General features: G+C 62.4%; 20 protein-coding genes. 8 read left to right on the top strand and 12 right to left on the bottom strand.

Annotation, left to right across the window (positions count from 1 at the left end):
* The first annotated feature begins 197 nt into the window (after nt 1-197).
* The 4 genes from mnmG (at nt 198) to IF10I1_RS18865 (ending at nt 4,633) form a co-directional block, all read left to right on the top strand.
* The gene (gene mnmG / locus IF10I1_RS18880) at nt 198-2,078 is read left to right on the top strand and encodes a tRNA uridine-5-carboxymethylaminomethyl(34) synthesis enzyme MnmG (RefSeq protein WP_186391394.1); all 1,881 of its coding nucleotides are present in this window, start codon (nt 198-200) and stop codon (nt 2,076-2,078) included.
* A gap of 13 nt (nt 2,079-2,091) precedes the next feature.
* The gene (rsmG, locus tag IF10I1_RS18875; RefSeq protein ID WP_164477651.1) at nt 2,092-2,778 is read left to right on the top strand and encodes a 16S rRNA (guanine(527)-N(7))-methyltransferase RsmG; all 687 of its coding nucleotides are present in this window, start codon (nt 2,092-2,094) and stop codon (nt 2,776-2,778) included.
* Nucleotides 2,775-3,599 carry a ParA family protein gene (locus IF10I1_RS18870; RefSeq protein ID WP_019964314.1) on the top strand — a complete coding sequence of 275 codons (825 nt, stop codon included), beginning with the start codon at nt 2,775-2,777 and terminating at the stop codon, nt 3,597-3,599. The genes rsmG and IF10I1_RS18870 overlap by 4 nt, the downstream gene beginning before the upstream one ends.
* A gap of 110 nt (nt 3,600-3,709) precedes the next feature.
* The gene (locus IF10I1_RS18865; RefSeq protein ID WP_050474035.1) at nt 3,710-4,633 is read left to right on the top strand and encodes a ParB/RepB/Spo0J family partition protein; all 924 of its coding nucleotides are present in this window, start codon (nt 3,710-3,712) and stop codon (nt 4,631-4,633) included.
* Nucleotides 4,634-4,703: 70 nt separating this feature from the next.
* Here the strand turns inward: IF10I1_RS18865 and holA are convergent, their stop codons facing one another.
* From holA to leuS, 3 genes are read right to left on the bottom strand one after another with little or no spacing between them, the layout of a single operon-like run.
* Complete coding sequence (holA, locus tag IF10I1_RS18860) at nt 4,704-5,747, bottom strand: DNA polymerase III subunit delta (protein WP_122522529.1); 1,044 nt, start codon at nt 5,745-5,747, stop codon at nt 4,704-4,706.
* A gap of 12 nt (nt 5,748-5,759) precedes the next feature.
* On the bottom strand, nt 5,760-6,323 hold the full coding sequence (lptE, locus tag IF10I1_RS18855; RefSeq protein WP_050474036.1) for an LPS assembly lipoprotein LptE: 564 nt from the start codon (nt 6,321-6,323) through the stop codon (nt 5,760-5,762).
* Entirely contained in the window at nt 6,310-8,916 is a 2,607-nt protein-coding gene (gene leuS, locus IF10I1_RS18850; protein ID WP_186391393.1) for a leucine--tRNA ligase, read from the bottom strand. Before leuS ends, lptE begins: the two co-directional genes overlap by 14 nt.
* A 329-nt stretch (nt 8,917-9,245) precedes the next feature.
* Between leuS and IF10I1_RS18845 the strand changes: the two genes are divergently transcribed.
* Entirely contained in the window at nt 9,246-9,914 is a 669-nt protein-coding gene (locus tag IF10I1_RS18845) for a YggS family pyridoxal phosphate-dependent enzyme (RefSeq protein ID WP_186391392.1), read from the top strand.
* 177 nt (nt 9,915-10,091) lie between these two features.
* Nucleotides 10,092-12,029, top strand: a complete 1,938-nt coding sequence (gene acs / locus IF10I1_RS18840; RefSeq protein ID WP_186424607.1) for an acetate--CoA ligase — start codon at nt 10,092-10,094, stop codon at nt 12,027-12,029.
* Between the two features lie 96 nt (nt 12,030-12,125).
* Here acs and IF10I1_RS18835 read toward each other — a convergent pair whose 3' ends face one another.
* The 5 genes from IF10I1_RS18835 to trmD form a co-directional block, all read right to left on the bottom strand.
* On the bottom strand, nt 12,126-13,568 hold the full coding sequence (locus tag IF10I1_RS18835; protein WP_186391390.1) for a TadE/TadG family type IV pilus assembly protein: 1,443 nt from the start codon (nt 13,566-13,568) through the stop codon (nt 12,126-12,128).
* A 141-nt stretch (nt 13,569-13,709) separates the two neighbouring features.
* Nucleotides 13,710-14,267 (bottom strand): HNH endonuclease, encoded by a 558-nt coding sequence (locus IF10I1_RS18830; protein WP_050474041.1) that lies wholly within the window; start codon nt 14,265-14,267, stop codon nt 13,710-13,712.
* Between the two features lie 284 nt (nt 14,268-14,551).
* Nucleotides 14,552-15,964, bottom strand: coding sequence for a 3-isopropylmalate dehydratase large subunit (gene leuC / locus IF10I1_RS18825; RefSeq protein ID WP_122522533.1), 1,413 nt, complete (start codon nt 15,962-15,964; stop codon nt 14,552-14,554).
* 262 nt (nt 15,965-16,226) lie between these two features.
* Nucleotides 16,227-16,718 (bottom strand): 50S ribosomal protein L19, encoded by a 492-nt coding sequence (rplS, locus tag IF10I1_RS18820; protein WP_094462549.1) that lies wholly within the window; start codon nt 16,716-16,718, stop codon nt 16,227-16,229.
* A 225-nt stretch (nt 16,719-16,943) separates the two neighbouring features.
* Nucleotides 16,944-17,642 (bottom strand): tRNA (guanosine(37)-N1)-methyltransferase TrmD, encoded by a 699-nt coding sequence (gene trmD / locus IF10I1_RS18815; protein WP_186415174.1) that lies wholly within the window; start codon nt 17,640-17,642, stop codon nt 16,944-16,946.
* Nucleotides 17,643-17,833: 191 nt separating this feature from the next.
* On the opposite strand from trmD, the gene IF10I1_RS18810 reads away from it, so the two are divergent.
* Nucleotides 17,834-18,328, top strand: coding sequence for a VanZ family protein (locus IF10I1_RS18810; RefSeq protein ID WP_186415173.1), 495 nt, complete (start codon nt 17,834-17,836; stop codon nt 18,326-18,328).
* Here IF10I1_RS18810 and rimM read toward each other — a convergent pair.
* Genes rimM through ffh form a run of 4 tightly spaced genes read right to left on the bottom strand, consistent with a single transcriptional unit; the run spans nt 18,274 to nt 21,207 of the window.
* The gene (gene rimM / locus IF10I1_RS18805; protein WP_186415172.1) at nt 18,274-18,831 is read right to left on the bottom strand and encodes a ribosome maturation factor RimM; all 558 of its coding nucleotides are present in this window, start codon (nt 18,829-18,831) and stop codon (nt 18,274-18,276) included. The two genes, IF10I1_RS18810 and rimM, sit on opposite strands and share 55 nt — an antisense overlap.
* 58 nt (nt 18,832-18,889) lie before the next feature.
* Complete coding sequence (gene rpsP / locus IF10I1_RS18800) at nt 18,890-19,261, bottom strand: 30S ribosomal protein S16 (RefSeq protein WP_050474047.1); 372 nt, start codon at nt 19,259-19,261, stop codon at nt 18,890-18,892.
* 18 nt (nt 19,262-19,279) lie between these two features.
* On the bottom strand, nt 19,280-19,564 hold the full coding sequence (locus tag IF10I1_RS18795; RefSeq protein WP_094462857.1) for a chorismate mutase: 285 nt from the start codon (nt 19,562-19,564) through the stop codon (nt 19,280-19,282).
* A gap of 50 nt (nt 19,565-19,614) precedes the next feature.
* The gene (ffh, locus tag IF10I1_RS18790; protein ID WP_186391383.1) at nt 19,615-21,207 is read right to left on the bottom strand and encodes a signal recognition particle protein; all 1,593 of its coding nucleotides are present in this window, start codon (nt 21,205-21,207) and stop codon (nt 19,615-19,617) included.
* Nucleotides 21,208-21,573: 366 nt separating this feature from the next.
* On the opposite strand from ffh, the gene IF10I1_RS18785 reads away from it, so the two are divergent.
* Complete coding sequence (locus IF10I1_RS18785; RefSeq protein ID WP_186391382.1) at nt 21,574-21,957, top strand: VOC family protein; 384 nt, start codon at nt 21,574-21,576, stop codon at nt 21,955-21,957.
* Nucleotides 21,958-22,123: the final 166 nt, after the last annotated feature.

Here is a 22,123-nt window from a genome sequence, read left to right as displayed (position 1 = left end):
TTCCGGTCTCACCTGCGTGATTCACGTGAAATAGCTTTGACCCCTGGCAGGTGATTTCCGTATAAGGAAGCCAGTTTGGCCGGTCTGTTTTCTGGCGGCTCCTTGTGAGGGGTCTCGGGTGCCGGCCGTGATTTTCTTTTGTCTGGTGATCGACGCTGGCGGGTGCAGTCATGTGCCCGTCCGGGATCGGGATTTGAATGGCGATGGATCAGTCTCTGACCTTTGATGTGGTGGTGATCGGTGGCGGGCATGCGGGTTGTGAGGCGGCTGCGGCTGCGGCGCGCATGGGTGCGCGCACGGCGCTGGTGACGCACAAGTTCGAAACCATCGGTGTCATGTCCTGCAACCCGGCGATTGGTGGTCTCGGCAAGGGGCATCTCGTGCGCGAGATTGACGCGCTGGATGGTCTGATGGGCCGGGTCGCCGACAGGGCAGGGATCCAGTTCCGGCTGCTGAACCGGCGCAAGGGGCCTGCGGTGCGTGGTCCCCGGGCTCAGGCAGACCGCAAGCTCTACCGGGCGGCGATGCAGGAAGAGATCCGCGCGATCCCGAACCTGACGGTCGTCGAAGGCGAGGCGCATGGCCTCGAGACTACGGATGGCCGGGTCTCGGCGGTGACGCTGGCGGATGGCCGCCGGATCATTTGTGGCGCTGTGGTGCTGACGACCGGCACCTTCCTGCGCGGGCTCATTCATATCGGTGACCGCAAGATCCCGGCGGGCCGGGTGGGCGAGCAGCCCGCGATGGGCCTTTCGGCATCGCTGGAAGCCATCGGCTTTGCGCTCGGCCGCCTGAAGACAGGTACGCCCGCCCGCCTTGATGGCCGCACCATTGACTGGGCGCGGCTGGAAGAGCAGCCGGGTGATGACGAGCCGGTGCCTTTCTCGACGCTGACAACGGCGATCACCACGCCGCAGGTGCCGTGCCACATCACCCGCACCACGGATGAGACGCACCGCATCATCCGCGAGAACCTGCACCTCTCGGCCATGTACTCTGGCGAGATCAAGGGCAGGGGACCGCGCTACTGTCCGTCCATCGAGGACAAGATCGTCCGCTTCGGTGACCGGGACGGGCATCAGATTTTTCTGGAGCCGGAAGGGCTGGATGATCACACGATCTATCCGAACGGCATTTCCACCTCGCTGCCGGAAGATGCCCAGCATGCGTTCCTGCGCAGCATCCCCGGTCTTGAAAAGGTCGAGGTGCTGCAGATCGGTTATGCCATCGAATATGATCACGTCGATCCGCGCGAGCTGAAGACGACGCTGGAGGCCAAGCGCTGCAAGGGGCTGTTCCTGGCCGGTCAGATCAATGGCACCACCGGCTATGAAGAGGCGGGGGCGCAGGGCTTGCTCGCCGGTCTCAATGCCGCGCTTGTGGCATCGGGCGGCTCGCGCGATTTCGTGGTGGACCGGGGGCAGGGCTATATCGGCGTGATGGTCGATGACCTCGTCACCCGTGGCATCACCGAGCCCTACCGCATGTTTACCTCGCGGGCGGAATACCGTTTGTCCCTGCGTGCCGACAATGCGGATCAGCGGCTGACGCCGGCAGGTCTGGATCTCGGCTGCATCGGCAGTGACCGGCGTGAGGCTTTTGATGCGAAGCTCGCCAAGCTGGAAGCAGCCCGTGAGCTGATGCAGGGTCTGACCGTAACCCCGTCGCAAGCGGCAAAACATGGCTTGCCGGTCAATCAGGATGGGGTGCGGCGCAGTGCCTTCGATCTGCTGGCCTATCCGGACATGACCATTGACCGGCTCTTCGGCGTGTGGCCGGAGCTGGCAGGTGTTGAACCTGCCATCGCCGAACAGGTGGCGACGGACGCGCTCTACTCGGTCTATCTCGACCGGCAGGCGTCTGACATTGCCGCTCTGCGCCGGGATGAGGCGCTGGCCATTCCGGAGGACTTTGATTTCTCCGCGCTCGCCGGTCTGTCGAATGAAGTCCGGCAGAAGCTGGAACTGGTGCGGCCCGGCACAATGGGGCAGGCGGCGCGTATGGACGGCATGACGCCTGCCGCGCTGACGCTGCTTCTGTCTCAAGTGAAGCGGCATGAACGCCGCGGCGCCGCCTGAAGGACCTGTGGATATGGCTGTGAAGAACCTGAGGGATGGCCCCCAGATCCTGCAAGAGTTTGCTTCTGTTTCACGTGAAACTGAGGAGAGGCTGAAGATCTATGTGGATCTTGTGCTGCGCTGGCAGCCGGCCCAGAACCTGATTGCGCCTTCGACCATTCCGGAGATCTGGCGGCGGCACGTGGCGGACAGTCTGCAGCCGCATCTGTGCCGGCCGCAGGCGAAGCGCTGGGTGGACCTTGGCAGCGGGGCAGGCTTTCCCGGTATCGTCACGGCCATCCTCCTGGCCGATGTGCCGGAGGCCCATGTCTATTTCGTCGAGAGCAATCAGCGCAAGGCAGCCTTCCTGCGCACCGCTTTGCGCGAGACCGGTTCGAAGGGCACGGTGATGCCAGAGCGGATCGAATCGGTGGCGCAACAATGGCCCCATGGCAAGGTGGATGCAGTTTCCGCCCGGGCGCTGGCTTCTCTGGCCGAGCTTCTGGACTATTCCCATCCCTTCCTCGCAGAGGGAGCTGTGGCTGTTTTCCACAAAGGGCGCGATTTTCAGCGGGAGATTGATGAAGCGTCTCACGCCTGGAGTTTTGATCTGGTAGAACGGACCAGTCTCATTGATCCCGAGAGCCGCATGCTGACCCTCTCCAGCGTGTCGCCCCGATCCAACGAGGCCGGTTCCATCAAGGAAGGATCCCATAGATGAGCAGGCTTCCTGAATTGCCGCGCGTGCTGGCTTTGGCCAATCAGAAGGGCGGTGTGGGCAAGACCACGACTGCCATCAATCTCGGCACTGCGCTGGCCGCCATTGGCGAACGCGTTCTGGTGATCGATCTCGATCCGCAGGGCAACGCGTCCACCGGCCTTGGCATTGACCGGCGCGACCGGAATCTCTCGACCTATGATGTGCTCTGCGGCGACTGCTCGCTGGAAGAGGCGGTGAAGGAAACCGCCGTGCCGCGCCTTTGGGTCGCGCCGTCCACCATGGACCTTCTCGGCCTCGAGCTGGAAATCGCTTCCAGCGCCGACCGGGCCTACCGGCTGCGCAAGGCCATCGAGCGGTTTGCAACGTCGGCGCTGTTTGCGGAGCTGAAGTTCACCTATGTGCTGGTGGACTGCCCGCCCTCGCTGAACCTGCTGACGATCAACGCCCTGTCGGCGTCGCATTCCATTCTGGTGCCGCTGCAGTGCGAGTTCTTCGCGCTGGAAGGTCTGTCGCAGCTTCTCTCCACCGTGGAGCAGGTGCGCAATGCGCTGAACAACGAGCTGACCATCCATGGCATCGTCCTGACCATGTATGACAGCCGCAACAACCTTTCCAGCCAAGTGGTGGCGGATGTGCGCGAGACGATGGGAGATGCGGTCTATGAGACCATCATCCCGCGCAACGTGCGTATCTCGGAAGCCCCGTCCTATGGCAAGCCGGCGCTGCTTTATGATCTGAAATGTGCGGGCAGCCAAGCCTATCTGCGGCTGGCGTCAGAGATCATCCAGCGCGAGCGGGAGCTGCGGAAAGTGGCAGCCTGAGGCTGACGGCACAGGCTTGAAAGTTTCATGGAACGCGGAGCAAAGCCCCTGTGAGGGCAGGGCCCGCGTTCTTTTATTCGTATGATGTGACGCGCAAGCGGAGAAGACCAATGGCGGAAGAAGGCGGACGCAACAAGCGGCTGGGACGCGGGCTGGCAGCCCTGATCGGTGATGCAGGCATTACCACGGCTGCAGAACCGGCGGCACAGAGCGCGGACAAGGCGCCGCCGCGGGACTCGCGCAAGGTGCCGGTCGAGTTTCTGGAGCCGAACCCGCGCAACCCGCGCAAGACCTTCGTGGAGAAGGATCTGACGGAACTGACCGACTCCATCCGCGAGAAGGGCATCATCCAGCCGATCCTCGTGCGCCCGGCAGCCGGCAAGCCGAACCATTTCGAGATCATCGCCGGTGAACGCCGCTGGCGGGCGGCGCAGCGCGCAGGCCTGCATGAAGTGCCGGTGATCATCCGCGACATCACCGATCAGGAAGCGCTGGAACTGGCGATCATCGAGAACGTGCAGCGCGCGGATCTCAACCCGATCGAAGAGGCGCTCGGCTATGAGCAGCTGACGGCCGAGTTCAACTACAGCCAGGGCGAGCTTGCCAAGCTCATCGGCAAGAGCCGCAGCCACGTGGCCAACACCCTGCGCCTGCTGAAGCTGCCCAATGCGGTGAAGGATTATCTGTCCGAAGGCCTGATTACCGCCGGCCATGCCCGGGCGCTGATCACGCTGGAGGATCCTTCGGCTCTGGCCGAGCTGATCGTGGAGAAGGGCCTGTCCGTACGCGAAGCGGAGAAGCTGGCGCAGGACCCGGAAATCCTCTCCAAGCTCTCCGGTCCCAAGGACCCGGTAACCCGGGCCGAAAAGGACGCAGACACCCGTGCCCTTGAAAAGCGGCTGACCGATACGCTGGGCCTCAAGGTCGCCATCGGCCACAAGCCGGGCAAGGATGCGGGCGAGTTGAAGATCAAATATGCCTCGCTGGAGCAGCTGGATGAGCTGTGCCGCAAGCTGGGCATCGAGACGCGTTAACGTGCGTTAACGAAATCGAATCGGAAGCGGTCCGGATGTAAATCCGGACCGTTTTGCGTATAGGGGAAGATCAGCGGCGGGCGGCGCTGCGGGCGCGGGCGACGCGGGCAAGGGTCAGCAGCGTTTCGGACAGAACCGGCATGCCGATCCGGTCATTCAGGCGGGCGGTGCGCATGGTCTCGGCAAGCCGTGTCATGGCCCGTTCCAGATCGGGCGCGGCCCAGATGGACAGCTGGCGGGTGAGGGCGGCCTTGCGCTTGAAGAACACCGGTGGCTTGACGTTTTCGATGATGGTGGCAGCTTGTCCGCCGGAATCCACGTCTGCCCGCAGCCGGTGCAGCCACTGGAAGTGGCCGAGCACCTGACCGGCGATGACGGAGGCATTGCTGCCAGCTGCTTCCAGCCGTTCAAGGCCGTGATCAAGGGCGGCAAGGTCGCCGCCGGCAGCCGCATCAATCAGCTCCGAAAGCTCGAAGGACGAGGCATCGCCGATGATGGCTTCGATGTCGTCCGTCTCGATGCGGCCCTTGCCGAGGGCATAGAGGCACAGCTTGCGCAGCTCGCCCCGGCTGGCCATGCGGTCGCCGCCCAGAAGCCCGTGCAGGCTCTGGCGCGCCTCCCGGCTGATGGTGAGCCCGGCAAGGCGGGTTTCCTCGTCTATGAGCGCTTCCAGGTCACGGGCGGTGTCGGCATAGCAGGGAATGGCAACAGCGCGCTTGTCGGCCTCGAAAAGCTTGCGCAGGCCCGTTCCTTTCTTGAGATCTCCGGCTTCGATGACGACGACAGCCGGGCAGTCCGTGAGGGCAAGAACAGGCGTGACGGCCGGAGACAGGTTCTTGCCGCCGCCATCCTTGACCCAGATGGTGCGTTTGCCGCCGAAAAGGGGAATGGTCAGGGCCTCGTCGATCAGACGATTCGGGTCTGAAACGATGTCACCGGCATCGATCTTGGCGAGGCTGAAGGGATCGTTGTTGCCGTCGCTGACGGCGGCCACAAGGGCCTGGGCCCGCTCGGACACCAGGCCCGTGTCAGGGCCATAGACGAGGATCGCGTGGACGCTGGCCGGAGGCTTGGCGACAAACCTGTCAATGTCACCGGCTTTGAGCGCGACCACGGAAACCTGTCCTTACTTGCGCGTGGCGAAATAGCCGGCAAGACGTGCCGTCATGTCCTGTGCCACCTGCTTGGCCACACGCTCTTCCGCATCCCGCTGGGCGCGCAGGTTGGCAAAACGCTGGCTGGAGAAGTCATAGGACGCGCTGGCAAAGGACTTGCCGGTCATCAGCGTGCGCTGTGTCGCCCTTTCATAGAGCACGAAGGTTACATTCATCGTCATCGTATAGGAGGCCGGGACATCGGCCAGCTGCTCGACGCCAATGGACGTGGAGCTGACATTGCCGACGAGTCTCAGGTCATATTTCTTTTCTGCCGTTGAATTGCCTCGCTCGAAGTTGAACATCAGCTCCGTCAGAAGCACCCGCCTCGTATTGGGACCGAGCGTATCGATCGTGTCGATCCGGATGGCTGCCAGGTCACTCTGCACATGGGACGCCGTCGAGGCATCACCGGGTGTCAGGCTGCCATAGAGCGGGCGCACCTGGCAGCCACCCAGAAGGGCGGCGCCGGCAACGAGCAGGGCAAGGGTCAGTTTGGTGCCGCCAGTGCGGCCAGAGGCGTTAGGCAACGACATTCACGATCCTTTGCGGCACCACGATGATCTTGCGGGGCGGGCGCCCTTCGAGCGCCTTCTGGACGAAATCCTGGGCCAGAGTAGCTGCTTCGACCACCTCGTTGGAAGCGTCTCGTGCAACGGTGATCTCGCCCTTCTTCTTGCCGTTGATCTGGATCGGCAGGACGATGCTGTCTTCGACGAGCAGGCTTTCGTCCACGGCCGGCCAGCTGGCCTCGGCAACGAGGCCGGTGTGACCCAGTTCCTTCCAGCATTCCTCGGCCAGATGCGGCATCATCGGGGCCATCATCATCACGAGGCATTCGGCTGCTTCGCGCGCTGACCAGGACACGTCCTCGAAGGTCAGTCCGCCATGCACCGTCTTACCGATCTGGTTGACCAGCTCATAGATGCGGGCGACGGCCCGGTTGAAGGACAGGGTCTCGATGTCCTTCGACACCGCTGCCAACGTCTTGTGCGTGGCGCGGCGCAGTTCCAGCGCGCCATCGCTGAACTCCGGTGCCGTGCTGTTGCGGGCCGGGGTGGCGGCGATCTCGCCCACGAGGCGCCAGACGCGCTGGACGAAACGCCAGGCACCCTGAACGCCTTCCTCGGTCCAGATCACGTCACGCTCGGGGGGCGAATCCGACAGCATGAACCAGCGGGCCGTATCGGCGCCGTAGGTTTCGATGATGTCGGTCGGGTCCACCGTGTTCTTCTTCGACTTCGACATCTTCTCGATGGAGCCGATGGTGACCGGAGCGCCGGTGGCAACTTCCACGGCGCTGCGCTCTGTGCCTTCCACAAAGCGGATCTCGGCCGGGCTCAGCCACTTGCCTTCCGCGCTCTTGTAGGTTTCGTGCGTCACCATGCCTTGCGTGAAGAGGCCCTTGAACGGCTCCTTCAGATCAAGCGCGCCGACCTTCTGCATCGCGCGCGTGAAGAAGCGCGAATAGAGCAGGTGCAGGATCGCATGCTCGATGCCGCCGATATACTGGTCCACTGGCAGCCAGCCATTCGCAGCAACCGGATCGGTCGGCTGATCGCACTGCGGGGCGGTGAAGCGGGCGAAATACCAGGAGCTGTCCACGAAGGTGTCCATCGTGTCGGTTTCGCGCCGGGCCGGCTTGCCGCATTTCGGGCAGCTGCAGTCACGCCAGGTGGGGTGGCGGTCCAGCGGGTTGCCCGGCTTGTCGAAGTTGATGTCGTCCGGCAGCTTGACCGGCAGGTTCGCATCATTCTCCGGCACCACGCCGCAGTCATCGCAGTGGATCACCGGGATCGGGCAGCCCCAGTAGCGCTGGCGCGAGATGCCCCAGTCGCGCAGGCGGTAGTTCACCTGACGGGCAGCCTGAGGCGCGCCATCGATCTCGATGGCTTCCAGCTTCTTCGCCACCGTGTCCTTGGCGTCGGCAATGCTGAGGCCGTCGAGGAAACCGGAATTGAAGATGGTGCCGTCATCCGTATAGGCCACATCGGCGACGGTGAAGCTGGCCGCATCCGCGTCCTTCGGCAGCACCACGGGGCGCACCGGCAGGCCGTATTTGCGGGCAAAGTCAAGGTCGCGCTGATCATGGGCCGGGCAGGCGAAGATGGCGCCGGTGCCGTAGTCCATCAGGATGAAGTTGGCGATATAGACCGGCAGCTCGATGGACGCATCCAGCGGATGCTTGACGCGCAGGCCCGTGTCGATGCCCTTCTTCTCCGCCGTTTCAATGGCCTCGGCCGAGGTGCCGATGCGGCGGCATTCCTCGATGAAGGCGGCGATCTGGGGATTGGTTTCGGCGAGCTTTGCCGAAACCGGATGGTCCGGCGACAGGCCCATGAAGGACGCGCCGAACAGAGTGTCCGGACGGGTGGTGAAGATTTCGAGGGTCTTGTCACCGGTCGGAGCCGGAGTTGTGAACTCGAAGCGGACGCGCAGGCCTTCCGACTTGCCGATCCAGTTCTTCTGCATCAGCCGGACCTTTTCCGGCCAGCGGTCGAGCGTGTCGATCGCTTCCAGCAGATCCTCGGAATAATCGGTGATCTTGAAGAACCACTGTGTCAGCTCGCGCTGCTCGACCAGAGCACCGGAGCGCCAGCCGCGGCCGTCGATCACCTGTTCGTTGGCCAGCACGGTCATGTCGACCGGGTCCCAGTTGACCTTGGACTTCTTGCGGTAGACGAGACCGGCCTCGAGGAACTTCAGGAACAGGCGCTGCTGCTGGGTGTAATATTCCACGTCGCAGGTGGCGAACTCGCGGCTCCAGTCCAGCGACAGGCCCATGATCTTGAGCTGGCCGCGCATGAAGGCGATGTTTTCGTAGGTCCAGTCCTTGGGATGGACGTTGTTCTGCATGGCGGCGTTTTCGGCCGGCATGCCGAAGGCGTCCCAGCCCATCGGGTGCAGAACGTTGAAGCCTCTGGCGCGCTTGTAGCGGGCAACCACATCGCCCATGGCATAGTTGCGCACATGGCCCATGTGGATGCGGCCGGACGGATAGGGGAACATCTCCAGCACGTAGTATTTCTCGCGCGGATCGTCGTTGGACGTCTTGAACACGTCCTTCTCATCCCAGAGCTTCTGCCAGCGCGCTTCCACTTCGCGCGCGTTATAGCGTTCCGTTGCCATCAATTCCGCCGTTTCAACCCCTGCGCCTCAGGGCGCATGAACCAAGACCCCGCGCGCGGTCAGCGCGCAAACCGTAAATTCACGCGCGGGAGAGCGCGCAAACCAGATGTCTGCGCGCCGGGAGGCGGCGCACAAACCAAAAACATGTCTGCGGGACTGTCACCAGAAATTCCCTCATGGGTCAACACGGTTGGCAGGAAAAGCGGCTTATTTCGCAGGCGCGTCAGGCCATGGCCCGGCTCAACTCTTGAAACCGGCCTTGCCCGCGCCCTATACCATGGCCGGATTGGCATTCTTCGGCCCGTTTCCCTTGCGATCAGGATCATGACATGGCTCACAGCGCCGCCGCCCAGCTCAACGATGTGCTCTCCGGTATCCGCGAGGCGGAGGCCGCGCATGGCCGGGAGGCAGGCAGCGTCTGCCTAGTGGCCGTGTCCAAGACCTTCGAGGCGGAAGATATCCGCCCGGTGCTGGACGCAGGCCAGCGCGTCTTCGGCGAAAACCGGGTGCAGGAAGCCATGGGCAAGTGGCCGCAGCTGCGGACGGACTATCCCGGCATCGAACTGCATCTCATCGGTCCGCTGCAGTCCAACAAGGCGAAGGAGGCGGTTGCCACCTTCGACGTGATCCACACCATCGACCGGGAGAAGATCGCCCGGGCACTGAAGGCCGAAATGACGGCACAGGGCAGGGACCTGCCATGCTTCATTCAGGTCAACACCGGGGAAGAGCCGCAAAAGGCCGGCATCGCGCCGAAGGAGACCGATGACTTCATCCGCCTGTGCCGGGCAGAGATGGGCCTGAACGTGATTGGCCTGATGTGCATCCCGCCCGTGGATGAGGCGCCCGGCCCGCATTTCGCGCTGCTGGAAAAGATCGCCCGCCGCAATGGGTTGACGCAGCTTTCCATGGGCATGTCGTCCGACTATGAGATTGCTGTTTCCTTCGGCGCCACCCATGTGCGCGTCGGTTCGGCCATCTTTGGAGGCAGAGGTTAAACGGATTCTGCCGCAGCAATCCCGGCATTATGTAGCAGTTCCGATGCAAGTCACGGCAGACTCTACGAAAGTTCGAGCGATCCCGTATAGACCTGCCTGCATCCCGGCAGCATAATGCGCCCGGAATGCGGGCTGCCGCCAAGAGCATGCCCGCCTGTTTCATCCTGGGAGGAAGGCATGTCGGATAACGTTTTTCCGGTTCCGGCCGAAGTCGCATCGCGTGCGCTCGCCGATAACGCCAAATATCTGGAAATGTACCGGAAATCGGTTGATGATCCTGCAGGCTTCTGGGGGGAGCACGGCAAGCGCATCGACTGGATCAAGCCCTTCAGCAAGGTCAAGAACACCTCTTACGACCCGCATAATGTCTCGATCAAATGGTTCGAGGACGGCACGCTGAACGTCTCGGCCAACTGCATCGACCGGCATCTGGAGACGCGCGGCGATCAGCCGGCGATCATCTGGGAAGGTGATGATCCGGCGGACCATAAGATCATCACCTACAAGGACCTGCACCGCGAGGTCTGCACCTTCGCCAATGTGCTGCTGGCCCATGGGGTGAAGAAGGGCGACCGGGTGACCATCTACCTGCCGATGATCCCGGAAGCGGCCTATGCGATGCTGGCCTGCGCCCGCATTGGCGCGGTCCATTCCATCGTCTTCGGCGGCTTCTCGCCGGACAGCCTGGCGCAGCGCATTGCCGACTGCCAGTCCACCTGCCTGATCACGGCCGACGAAGGCCTGCGTGGCGGCCGCACCGTGCCGCTGAAGCTCAATGCCGACCGGGCGGCCGACAAGGCGCCGGTGGAAACGATGATCGTGGTGAAGCGCACGGGCGGCGCCGTTGCCATGACCGGTGGCCGCGATGTCTGGTATCACGAGGAAGCGGCCAAAGTTTCTGCCGAAAACACCCCGGCGGAGATGAATGCGGAAGATCCGCTGTTCATCCTCTACACCTCAGGCTCCACCGGCAGCCCCAAGGGCGTGTTGCACACCAGCGGCGGCTATCTCGTCTATGCTTCGATGACACATCAATATGTCTTCGACTATCACGACGGCGATGTCTACTGGTGCACGGCGGATGTGGGCTGGGTCACCGGCCACAGCTACATCGTCTATGGTCCGCTCGCCAATGGCGCGACGACGCTGATGTTCGAAGGCATTCCGACCTATCCGAACGCAGGCCGTTTCTGGGACGTGGTGGACAAGCACAAGGTCAATATCTTCTACACCGCGCCGACGGCGATCCGTTCGCTGATGGGGGCAGGGGACGAGCATGTCACCCGCACCTCGCGCGAAAGCCTGCGCCTTTTGGGCTCGGTCGGTGAGCCGATCAATCCGGAAGCCTGGATGTGGTATTACAACGTGGTCGGGGACAAGCGCTGCCCGATCGTCGACACCTGGTGGCAGACGGAAACCGGCGGCATTCTGATCACGCCGCTGCCGGGCGCAACGCCGCTGAAGCCGGGTTCGGCGACGCGGCCCTTCTTCGGGGTCCAGCCGGCGGTGGTCGATGCGGAAGGCAACATTCTGGACGGGGCGACGGAGGGCAATCTCGTCATCCTCGACAGCTGGCCCGGCCAGATGCGCACGGTCTATGGTGACCATGAGCGTTTCGTGCAGACCTATTTCTCCACCTACAAGGGCATGTATTTCACCGGGGATGGCTGCCGCCGCGATGCGGATGGCTATTACTGGATCACGGGGCGCGTCGATGACGTGATCAACGTCTCCGGCCACCGGATGGGTACCGCCGAGGTGGAAAGCGCGCTGGTGGCCCATCCCAAGGTCTCTGAGGCGGCTGTCGTCGGCTATCCGCACGACATCAAGGGGCAGGGCATCTATGCCTATGTCACGCTGATGGCGGGCGAGGAACCCAGCGAGGCGCTGCGCAAGGAACTGGTGGCGCATGTGCGCAAGGAGATCGGCCCGATTGCCTCGCCCGACCTCATCCAGTTTGCCCCCGGCTTGCCGAAGACCCGCTCCGGCAAGATCATGCGCCGCATTCTGCGCAAGATCGCCGAGGACAGCTTCGAGAACCTGGGCGACACGTCCACTTTGGCCGATCCTGCGGTGGTGGATGACCTGATCGAGAACCGCCAGAACCGGGCCTGATCCCCTCCGGTGGACTCGATCCCTACCATGAAAGCATCAAGGGCCCGCGTTGCGGGCCCTTTGTCTTCAGCCATGCCCTTTCCCGTGGTCGGGGGCTCACTTGGACAGATAGATCGACTGGATCTGCCGCGCGATGTTCGAGAAGGCGTTGATCAGGGTCTTGCTGTCTGTCGCCTTGAAATAGGTGGTGGCCTCGCTGGTGGCGCAGTATTTCATCAGCCTTTCCGATGACGGCAGTGAGCCCGAGGTGTTCTGGAAAAGAACCGTATAGATCGTGATGTTCTTCGCCTTCATGGCATCGCAGAATTTTCGAGCCCTAACGGAGGGTTCATCATTATAAGTGGCAGAATGGAAATATTGACCCTGCCAGTACTGACTGGCAGACCAGCTGCATCCATTCTTCACCGTCTCGAATAGCCAATAGTATCCTGGCCTTGTGTCGTGGTTATTCCAGCCTTGATAACTGCTAGGCCAGATATATCCGGATCTATACTGGCACTGACTTCGCGTTAGAATTGTCTTGTCATAGAAATCGTTGAAGTCGCCATCCGTCATGATGAGCGCGATCTTCTTGACCTTGTTGCTGTTATAGGCGCTTGGTGCACTGGCGGATGGCCAGAGGTTGGACCAGTTTGGCGACAGCGTGTACCAGCCCCAGGCGATGCCGGTCTGGCCCGCAGTGCCGCCGCTGGCAACCAGATTCTTGATGGCTGTTTTCAAGTTGTTTGCGGAACTGGTCAGGGGCAGCAGTGATGAGCCGGAGGAGCAGGCGTTGGAGCCACCGCCGAAGAACTCTGAGTTTGTGCCGTTATAATTATAGGCTGCATCGGTAAATTGCTGAGGGCCCATGCGTTCCGTTACGCAATTGGCGCCGAGGGCAGCACCATTTGTGACGGTCTTGGCGTAACTGCCGAGATTGACACCCTGGCTATAGGGAACAAGCGAAATGCGAACCTTTGACAGGGAATTGCTGGTCTGATCGGCCAGCAGAATGTCAACCACACTGTTTGCTGCTGATTTCAGCGCATCCATGTCTTCCGACATGGATCCTGTAACGTCAACGATCAGCGACAGCTCCACGTCGAACCTGGAATAGGTGGATTGCGAAGAGGAACGTACCGGTATCGTCTCGGGGCCGATGCCGCCGATGGAGATGAAATAGGTATCGATCGTTCCGGTGACATTGGCGGTGATGATGCCCTCCGCCGGATCAAGCGTGTAGCTGAGATTTGCCAGCCGGACCTTGTCGACGCCTGTCGATGTCAGATTGGCATTGAATGCAGATTCCAGCGATGACCTGATCTGGCTTTCGGTCAGTACGGTGGTTGAAAGCTGGCGGGCGACGCTCAGAACGGCGGCGTCCAGCGCATTTGCAACTGCGCTGCGGACGATAACGGCACGGCCATAATCGGCGCCGGAGCCGGCGATGACGATCATGATGACGATCAGGAAGGCCGCCAGGGGCAGGATGGAGCCATCCTTCTTCCGGCCGAACTGGCGCATCTTCCGCAGAAGCTGGCGGATCCTGGATCTGCACATGGGTGAACTCCAAAGGTTTTCTGGAGTTCATATTCATCGGAATCCATTGCGCAACACTAAAATTATAGTCAATTCGGATCGAAAATCGAACCTTGGTTTATGAGTGTTTAAGCAGTTTGCGCAGGGACGGTTATTATCTGTTTACGGTTCCAGCTCCGTATCCCAGTACAGGAAGTCGAGCCAGCTTTCGTGCAGATAGTTTGGCGGAAAGCCCCGGCCGTTGTTGTGCAGATCCTGGATGGAGGGCCGGAACGGCATGTGCATCGGCCACATGTCCAGTTGTTCGCAGGACTTGTTCGACTTGCGCAGATTGCAGGGTGAGCAGGCGGTGATCACGTTTTCCCAGGTGGTCTGGCCGCCGCGGCAGCGCGGGATCAGGTGATCGAAGGTCAGATCCTCGCGGGAGCCGCAATACTGACACTGGAATCTGTCGCGCAGGAAAACGTTGAAACGGGTGAAGGCCGGGTGGCGCGACGGTTTGACGAAGGTCTTGAGGGAAACCACGCTGGGTAATCGGAACTCGAAACTCGGACTTCGAACCGTGGTCTCGTATTCCGACACGATGTTCACCCGGTCGAGGAACACAGCCTTGATGGTGTCCTGCCACGACCACAGCGACAGGGGGTAATAACTTAAGGGCCTGTAGTCCGCATTCAGCACCAAGGCCGGATGGGCGCCCGATGGTACGGCTATCGTCACCTTCGGCTCCTTGTCTCTCAAGGTACCGGCACCGCAGACCCGATGCCGGGTTCTACCTCTACATGCGAGACATATAGTAGTGCCGGTGTGACACTCTTGTGAAGCCTGTAAAAGCGCCGCAGTGCCGAAGATGGAGAAGCTGCCCTACTGCGCTCCATCTGACCATCAACTCTCTGAAATCAAAAAGACTTCGCGCTTCAAGGGTAAAGCCGGGAAAGGATTTTGGCCAAAAAGAAACGGGCGCCGCAGAGGGCGCCCGTCCACATGTTTCCAGGTGAAGCGAATCAGGGCTTCTGCCACTCGCGGATGTCGACGAAATGGCCCGCAATGGCTGCCGCTGCGGCCATGGCCGGGGAGACCAGATGGGTGCGGCCCTTGAAGCCCTGACGGCCTTCGAAGTTGCGGTTCGAGGTCGAGGCGCAGCGCTCGCCCGGCTGCAGCTTGTCGGCGTTCATGGCAAGGCACATGGAGCAGCCCGGCTCACGCCATTCAAAGCCAGCCGCCTTGAACACCTTGTCGAGGCCTTCGGCTTCCGCCTGTTCCTTCACGAGGCCGGAGCCCGGAACGACCATGGCCTTGACGCCGTCCTTCACCTTGCCGTTGCCGATCATGGCTGCGGCCGCGCGCAGATCCTCGATGCGGCCGTTGGTGCAGGAGCCGATGAAGACAACGTCGACCGGAATGTCGGTCATCTTCGTGCCCGGCGTCAGGCCCATGTATTCCAGCGCGCGCCACTTGGACTTGCGGGTGTTCTCGTCGGCGATGTCGTCCGGGTTCGGCACCACGCCGGTCACGGAGATCACGTCTTCGGGGGAGGAGCCCCAGGTGACGATGGGCGGCAGGTTGGCAGCGTCGAGCTTCACCACCTTGTCGAAATGCGCGCCTTCGTCGGTGTGCAGCGTCTTCCAGTAGGAAATCGCACGCTCCAGCGCTTCGCCCTTCGGAGACTTCGGACGGCCCTGTATATAGGCAAAGGTCGTTTCATCCGGCGCGATCAGGCCGGCACGGGCGCCGCCTTCGATCGACATGTTGCAGATGGTCATGCGGCCTTCCATGGACAGCGAGCGGATGGCTTCGCCCGCATATTCCATGACGTAGCCGGTACCGCCGGCGGTGCCGATCTCGCCGATGATGGCGAGAATGATGTCCTTGGCGGTGACGCCTTCCGGCAGCTTGCCGTCCACCTGGACGAGCATGTTCTTGGCCTTCTTCTGGATCAGCGTCTGGGTGGCCAGAACGTGTTCCACTTCAGAGGTGCCGATGCCGTGGGCCAGCGCGCCGAAAGCGCCGTGGGTGGAGGTGTGGCTGTCGCCGCAGACGATGGTCATGCCGGGCAGGGTGAAGCCCTGCTCGGGGCCGACGATGTGAACGACGCCCTGGCGGTGATCCAGCTCGCTGTAATATTCGATGCCGAATTCAGCCGCGTTGTCTGCCAGCGTCTGCACCTGGAGCGCGGATTCCGGATCATCGATGCCATGGCTGCGGTCGGTCGTCGGCACGTTGTGATCGACGACGGCCAGCGTCTTCTCCGGACGGCGCACCTTGCGGCCCGTCATGCGCAGGCCTTCGAACGCCTGCGGGCTCGTCACTTCGTGCACGAGGTGGCGGTCGATGTAGAGCAGGCAGGTGCCGTCTTCCTGGGTGTCGACCACATGGTCATCCCAGATCTTGTCGTAGAGCGTTCTCGGCTTGGTCATCGGGGTGTCTCCTGAAACCGGGCGGGGCCTTGATCATCCGCCGTGGCGGTTCTGCCCCTTGTCCCTTGCACGGATTGGCCGTTTCCAGCCTGTTCCGGTCTTGCCTCTTCAATGCCCCGAAGCATCATGGGGGTCAATATGCTTCGCAGTCCGCCACTCTTGAGCTTTGTTCAAGTGGCGCTGCGCCGTGGGGCTTGCAAGCTGGCAAAAAGAAAGGCGGCCCGAAGACCGCCTTTCGAAAATCTGCGATGCAGCGCCGTTCTTATTCGGCGGAAGCAGCGGCAGCAGCGGCTGCAGCAGCAGCGGCCTCGGCGGCGGCAGCCTTCTCGGCAGCAGCAGCGGCCTTGGCAGCAACGACTTCAGCGCGGGCTTCTTCGTTGAGGCGCTTGGCGCGGACGTTGGTGGCCTCGACGATACGGGCCGACTTGCCGCGGCGGTCGCGCAGGTAGTAGAGCTTGGCGCGGCGGACCTTGCCGCGGCGGACAACTTCAACGCTCTCGATCATCGGCGAGCAGGCCGGGAACACGCGCTCCACGCCTTCACCGTAGGAGATCTTGCGCACGGTGAAGCTCTCGTTGATGCTGCCGCCGGAACGGGCGATGCAGACACCTTCGTAAGCCTGGGTACGGGTGCGGTTGCCTTCGGTCACCTTGACGTTGACCTTGATGGTGTCGCCCGGAGAAAATTCGGGGAGCTTGCGGACGGCTTCAACCTTTGCCTTTTCTTCCGCGTTCAGCTGTTCGATCAGGTTCATGGCATATTTCCCTTGTCAGTTTTCAAAGACAGCCAGAGCGTCCAGCCCACGTGAAGTGGAAAGGACGGGTTCACCGTCTTCGGGCCATGTTGGAGATACCCGGCTGTCCGCAGGATCGCGCAAAAGCAATGCGCGGCGCACAGAACCGGCCACAACGGCTGGCTCCTTACAGGAAGACCGCCGCCTTGTCATGCGGAATCTGGAAAAACCGGCCGAAAAGCTGCGTCAGTCCTTCGCCTGATGGGCTGCCCAGAGATCGGGCCGCCGCTCCCGCGTCAGCCGCTCGGCCTCCGCCTTGCGCCATTCGTTGATCTTGCGGTGATTGCCGGAGGTCAGAACCTCGGGAATGGTCATGCCTTCGAATTCGGCCGGCCTTGTGTAGTGCGGATGCTCCAGAAGTCCCGTTTCGAAGCTCTCGGTTTCGCCGCTCTCCTGATTGCCCATTACGCCCGGCAAAAGCCGGACGATGGCATCCAGCACGGTGATGGCGGCAATTTCGCCGCCAGAGAGGATGTAATCCCCGATGGATACCTCTTCGAGCTGGCGGGCATCGATGACGCGCTGATCGATGCCTTCGAACCGCCCGCAGATGATGATGGCGCCGGGACCGGCTGCCAGTTCCCGCACCCGCTTTTGCGTCAGAGGCTTCCCGCGCGGGCTCATCAGCAGGCGCGGGCGGGTGTCGCAGGGCAGGGTGGCGGCGTCGATGGCCGCGGCCAGAATGTCCGCCCGCAGCACCATGCCGGCCCCGCCGCCGGCCGGCGTGTCATCGACGGAGCGGTGCTTGTCCGTGGCGTGATCGCGGATCTGCCGGGCTTCCAGCGACCAGGTGCCCTCCTTCAGCGCCCGTCCCGACAGGCTGACGCCGAGCGGGCCGGGAAACATCTCCGGGTAAAGGGTCAGCACGGTCGCGGCAAAGCTCATCGCGGTTTCCTGTTCTGCGGGACGCAATTCCTGCGGCTGCTATGCGATGAAACGCCCGGCTTTGCAACGGTGGCAGTCTTTCCCGCTTTCCGGCAAGGGAGTGTCAACCATGCCCGCAGGTTTGTGCCGGCGGGCAAGCCGGCCTTAACACCTGCCGCCCGAGACTGGGGCTCTCAAGACCGGAGTTTGCCTTGCCCCGCATCCGTTTCCGCCTGCCGCACGTCATTGCCTATTATGCCGACCGGGACTACATCGACATTTCGCTCAGCCGCGTGCTGCCTCTGGCGGCCTTGTGCCTGTTCGGCCTGCTGACCGGGGTGATCTTCAATCATGGCCTGCAGCACCCTTATGACAAGATGCTGCATGTCGGATTCTTCGGCTTGCTGACGCTTTCGATCCACGCCTTCTTCTGCTGCCGGCTGCGGATTTCGGCAATCTCATCGCTGGCGCTGGGCTTCGCTGGCGAATGGGTGCAGATGTTCATTCCCGGCCGCGATGCATCGCTGCTGGACGCGGTGGCCAATGGGACCGGCGTGGTGCTGGTCGTTGCCGCCATTGCCCTGTGGCGCATGGAAAGCCGGAAGATCGACGCAGAGGGGCAAGCAGGCGAAACGGCCAGCTTCGGAGAGCTTCAGCCCTTGCGGGCGTCGTCATGCCCGTCATCGCGCGGTGTCTCGGACAGGTAACCGTCCGGAATGGCGGTAACGATCCGGCGATCGGCCATGCTGATTTCGGGCACGAAATCCCGTGTGAAGGGAATGTAGAAGGAACGGCCTCTGGCGGGACGCAGTTCCAGAAGGTCACCGGCGCCGAAATTCTGAACCATCACCACCTTGCCGACGGGGTTTCCGTCCACATCCACGGCATCCATGCCGATCAGGTCCGAATGGTAGAACTCGTCTTCTTCCGTCTCGGGCAGGCGGTCGCGCGGGATGTAGAGTTCCAGCCCGTTGAGGGCTTCGGCCGCGTTGCGGTCGCCGATCTCCTTGAATTTGGTGACGACGACGGTTTTCTGCACGCGGGCTTTGGAAACGGTGAAGCGGCGCGAGCCGTCGGCGGTTTCCAGAACGCCATAATCCGTGAAGGAGAGCGGGTCATCGCCAAAGGGCTTGACCCGCACTTCCCCGCGAATGCCGTGGGCAGCACCAATCACGGCCATCAGAACCTTGTTTTCAGGAGCTTTCGTCATTGCCGGGCTTCCTGTGTCCCAAGGCTGATGTCACGCATGGCGCTGCCCGCAGTTTGCATTACTCGGAAGCTTCAGCCGCAGCAGCGGCTGCTTCTTCGGCCTTCTTCTTGGCAGCGGCAACCTTCTCGGCAGCCTTCTTGCCCATCTCGGCCTTCTTCGGGTTGCTGCGGGCTTCACGCTTCATGAGGCCGGCTTCGTCCAGGAAGCGGGCGACGCGGTCGGTCGGCGTTGCGCCATTGGCGAGCCAGTGCTTGACGCGGTCGATGTCGAGCACGACGCGCTCTGCGGAATCCTTGGCAACCATCGGGTTGTAGGAGCCGACCTTCTCGATGAAGCGGCCGTCACGCGGAGCGCGGACGTCAGCGACGACGATGCGGTAGTAAGGACGCTTCTTGGCGCCACCACGGGCGAGGCGGATTTTCGTAGCCATTTGAGTTTCTCCAGTTGTTCAGTTGCCGTTCGAGGCGGCAATGGCTTCGTGATGCCGGATGACTTCCTTGACGATGAACGCCAGGAATTTCTCGGCAAAGTCAGGATCGAGATTGGCATCGGCGGCAAGGCGCCGCAGCCGCTCGATCTGAATCTGTTCGCGCGCCGGATCAGCGGCCGGCAGCGCATGAGTGGCCTTGAGGTGGCCCACCTTCTGGGTGCACTTGAAGCGCTCGGCCAGCATGTGGATCAGCGCGGCATCGATATTGTCGATCGAGGCGCGCAGGGCGCGCAGCTCCGTCATGGCGGGGCTTTCGCCGAGCAGGGTGCCGGCGGCGGTCTTGTGCAGATCGTTCATCGCTTCTTGCCCTTTCCTCCAAGGCCGGGGAAACCGCCCATGCCGCCGAGGCCACCAAGACCGGGAAGCTTCGGCAGGCCGCCCATGCCGCCAAGACCGGGAGGCAGGCCGCCAGGAACACCGCCCGGCATGCCGCCCGCGCCGCCATCCGGCAGGCCCTTCAGCAGGTCACCAGCGCCGGGGATCTTGCCGCTCTTGGCCAGTTCCTCCAGCTGCTTCGGATCGATATTGGGCATGCCGCCAGCCATGCTGCCGCCGAGGGCACCCATCATCTTGCCAAGCATGCCCTTGTTCTTGCCCATCATTTTCATGACGTCGGCCATCTGGCGGTGCATTTTCAGCAGCTTGTTGACCTCGGCCACATCCACGCCCGAACCAGAGGCAATGCGCTTCTTGCGGCTGGCCTTGAGGATATCGGGCTTGCGCCGCTCCACGGGGGTCATGGACTGGATGATGGCGATCTGGCGCTTGAACATGCGCTCGTCGATATTCGCCGCATCCATCTGCTTCTTGAACTTCGAGATGCCCGGCAGCATGCTCATCATGCCGGACATGCCGCCAAGCTTTTCCATCTGCTTCAGCTGGTCGGCCAGATCTTCCAGATCGAAATTGCCCTTCTGGAGCTTGGCCGCCATCTTCGCGGCCTTTTCCGCGTCGATGGCCTCGGCAGCCTTTTCCACCAGCGAGACGATGTCGCCCATGCCGAGGATGCGGTCGGCGATGCGGCGGGGATGGAAATCCTCAAGGGCGTCAGACTTTTCGCCCGTGCCGATCAGCTTCACCGGCTTGCCGGTGACGGCGCGCATGGACAGGGCCGCACCACCTCGGCCGTCGCCGTCCATACGGGTCAGCACGATGCCGGTGATGCCGACGCGCTCGTCAAAGCTGGTTGCAAGGTTCACCGCGTCCTGGCCGGTGAGGGAATCGGCGACCAGCAGGATTTCATGCGGATTGGCGGCGGCCTTGACCTCGGCCATCTCCAGCATCAGCGATTCATCGATGTGAACGCGGCCGGCGGTGTCGAGCATGACCACGTCATAGCCGCCGAGGCGCGCGGCCTGAATGGCGCGGCGGGCAATCTCGACCGGGCCCTGACCGGCAACGATCGGCAGGGTATCGACGCTGTTCTGCTCGCCGAGAACCTTCAGCTGCTCCTGCGCCGCCGGGCGGCGGGTGTCGAGCGAGGCCATCAGCACCTTGCGCTTGTCGCGCAGGGTCAGGCGGCGGGCGATCTTGGCGGTGGTCGTCGTCTTGCCCGAGCCCTGCAGGCCGACCATCATGATGGCGACGGGGGCGGGGGCGTTGATGTCGATCGGATCGGCGTCGGAGCCGAGCATTTCCACAAGCTGGTCGTGGACGATCTTGATGACCATCTGGCCTGGGGTGATCGACTTGACCACATCGGCGCCGACGGCACGGCTGCGCACCTTGTCGGTGAAGGAGCGGACCACGGGAAGGGCAACATCGGCCTCGATCAGCGCGCGGCGGACCTCACGCATGGCCTCGTTGACATCGGCCTCCGACAGCGCACCACGGCCGGTGAGCTTGTCGAGAATGCCACTGAGGCGCTCCGACAGACTTTCAAACATGGCGCTCGTCCTTTCGTGTTGCGGTCCGGCCCCCGGCGCTCGTGCCGGTGCCCCTCCATCTAAGGTGCCGCTGTTCCGATCTCCAGCCTTGAGCCAAGGAAACCTTGCGCAAAGCAGTTTGACACCCGGGGGCGCATCGCGCTGCCGGGTGTTGACCTCCGGGCGCTCTTTATACCTTTGCGGGTCCCGGTCGGCTGATCATGTCTGGCGTCACTTTCGTGAAGTGCGCCGGACATACAGCGGAAACGGCAAGCGAGTCAAGGAAAGCCGGGCACTGGCGCGAATTTCCGCGCGCTCCAGACTAAATGTTCTTTATTTGTTCCTGTTGAAGGCGTAAGGTCCGGACAGTTTCATCGGGAGGCAATCATGAATTTCTACATCACCCTCGGCACGCGTGACCTTGCTGCTTCCATCGCCTTTTATGATGCGGTTCTGGCAACGGTTGGCTGGGCTTCCCATGCGCAGTTTCCCGGCTGGCAGGGATATTCGAAGGATGGCAAGGGCGAAGGGGTCACCGTGTGGATCTGCGAGCCCTTCAACGGTGAACCGGCTTCGGCCGGAAATGGCACGATGGCCGCTTTTCCTGCTGCCTCGCCGCAGGACGTAGATGCCTTCTATGCCGCAGCCATGGCGCATGGGGGCACGGATGAGGGGGCCGCCGGGCCACGGCCGCATTACGGACCCGACTGGTATGCAGCCTATCTGCGTGATCCCTCCGGCAACAAGATCGCCGCCGTGTTCAACGGCTGAGGCAGGAGGGTTGGCCGGCCGGCACACTGGTCTCCGCACAGGTCTTGCGGCGGGGGAGGCTTGAAATCGCCGCCGGAACAGGGAACATGCGCGTCAGGCATGGGGAAGGGCACAGCTTCCCGATGCCGGTCCGCTGGCCTGTCCGGCTGGTCATCAGAGCCTTTCC

This window comes from Pannonibacter sp. I15F10I1 (assembly GCF_900185665.1).
In the GTDB taxonomy this organism is placed as follows: Bacteria; Pseudomonadota; Alphaproteobacteria; order Rhizobiales; family Stappiaceae; genus Pannonibacter; species Pannonibacter indicus.
This window is presented reverse-complemented; position numbering and strand designations above follow the sequence as displayed.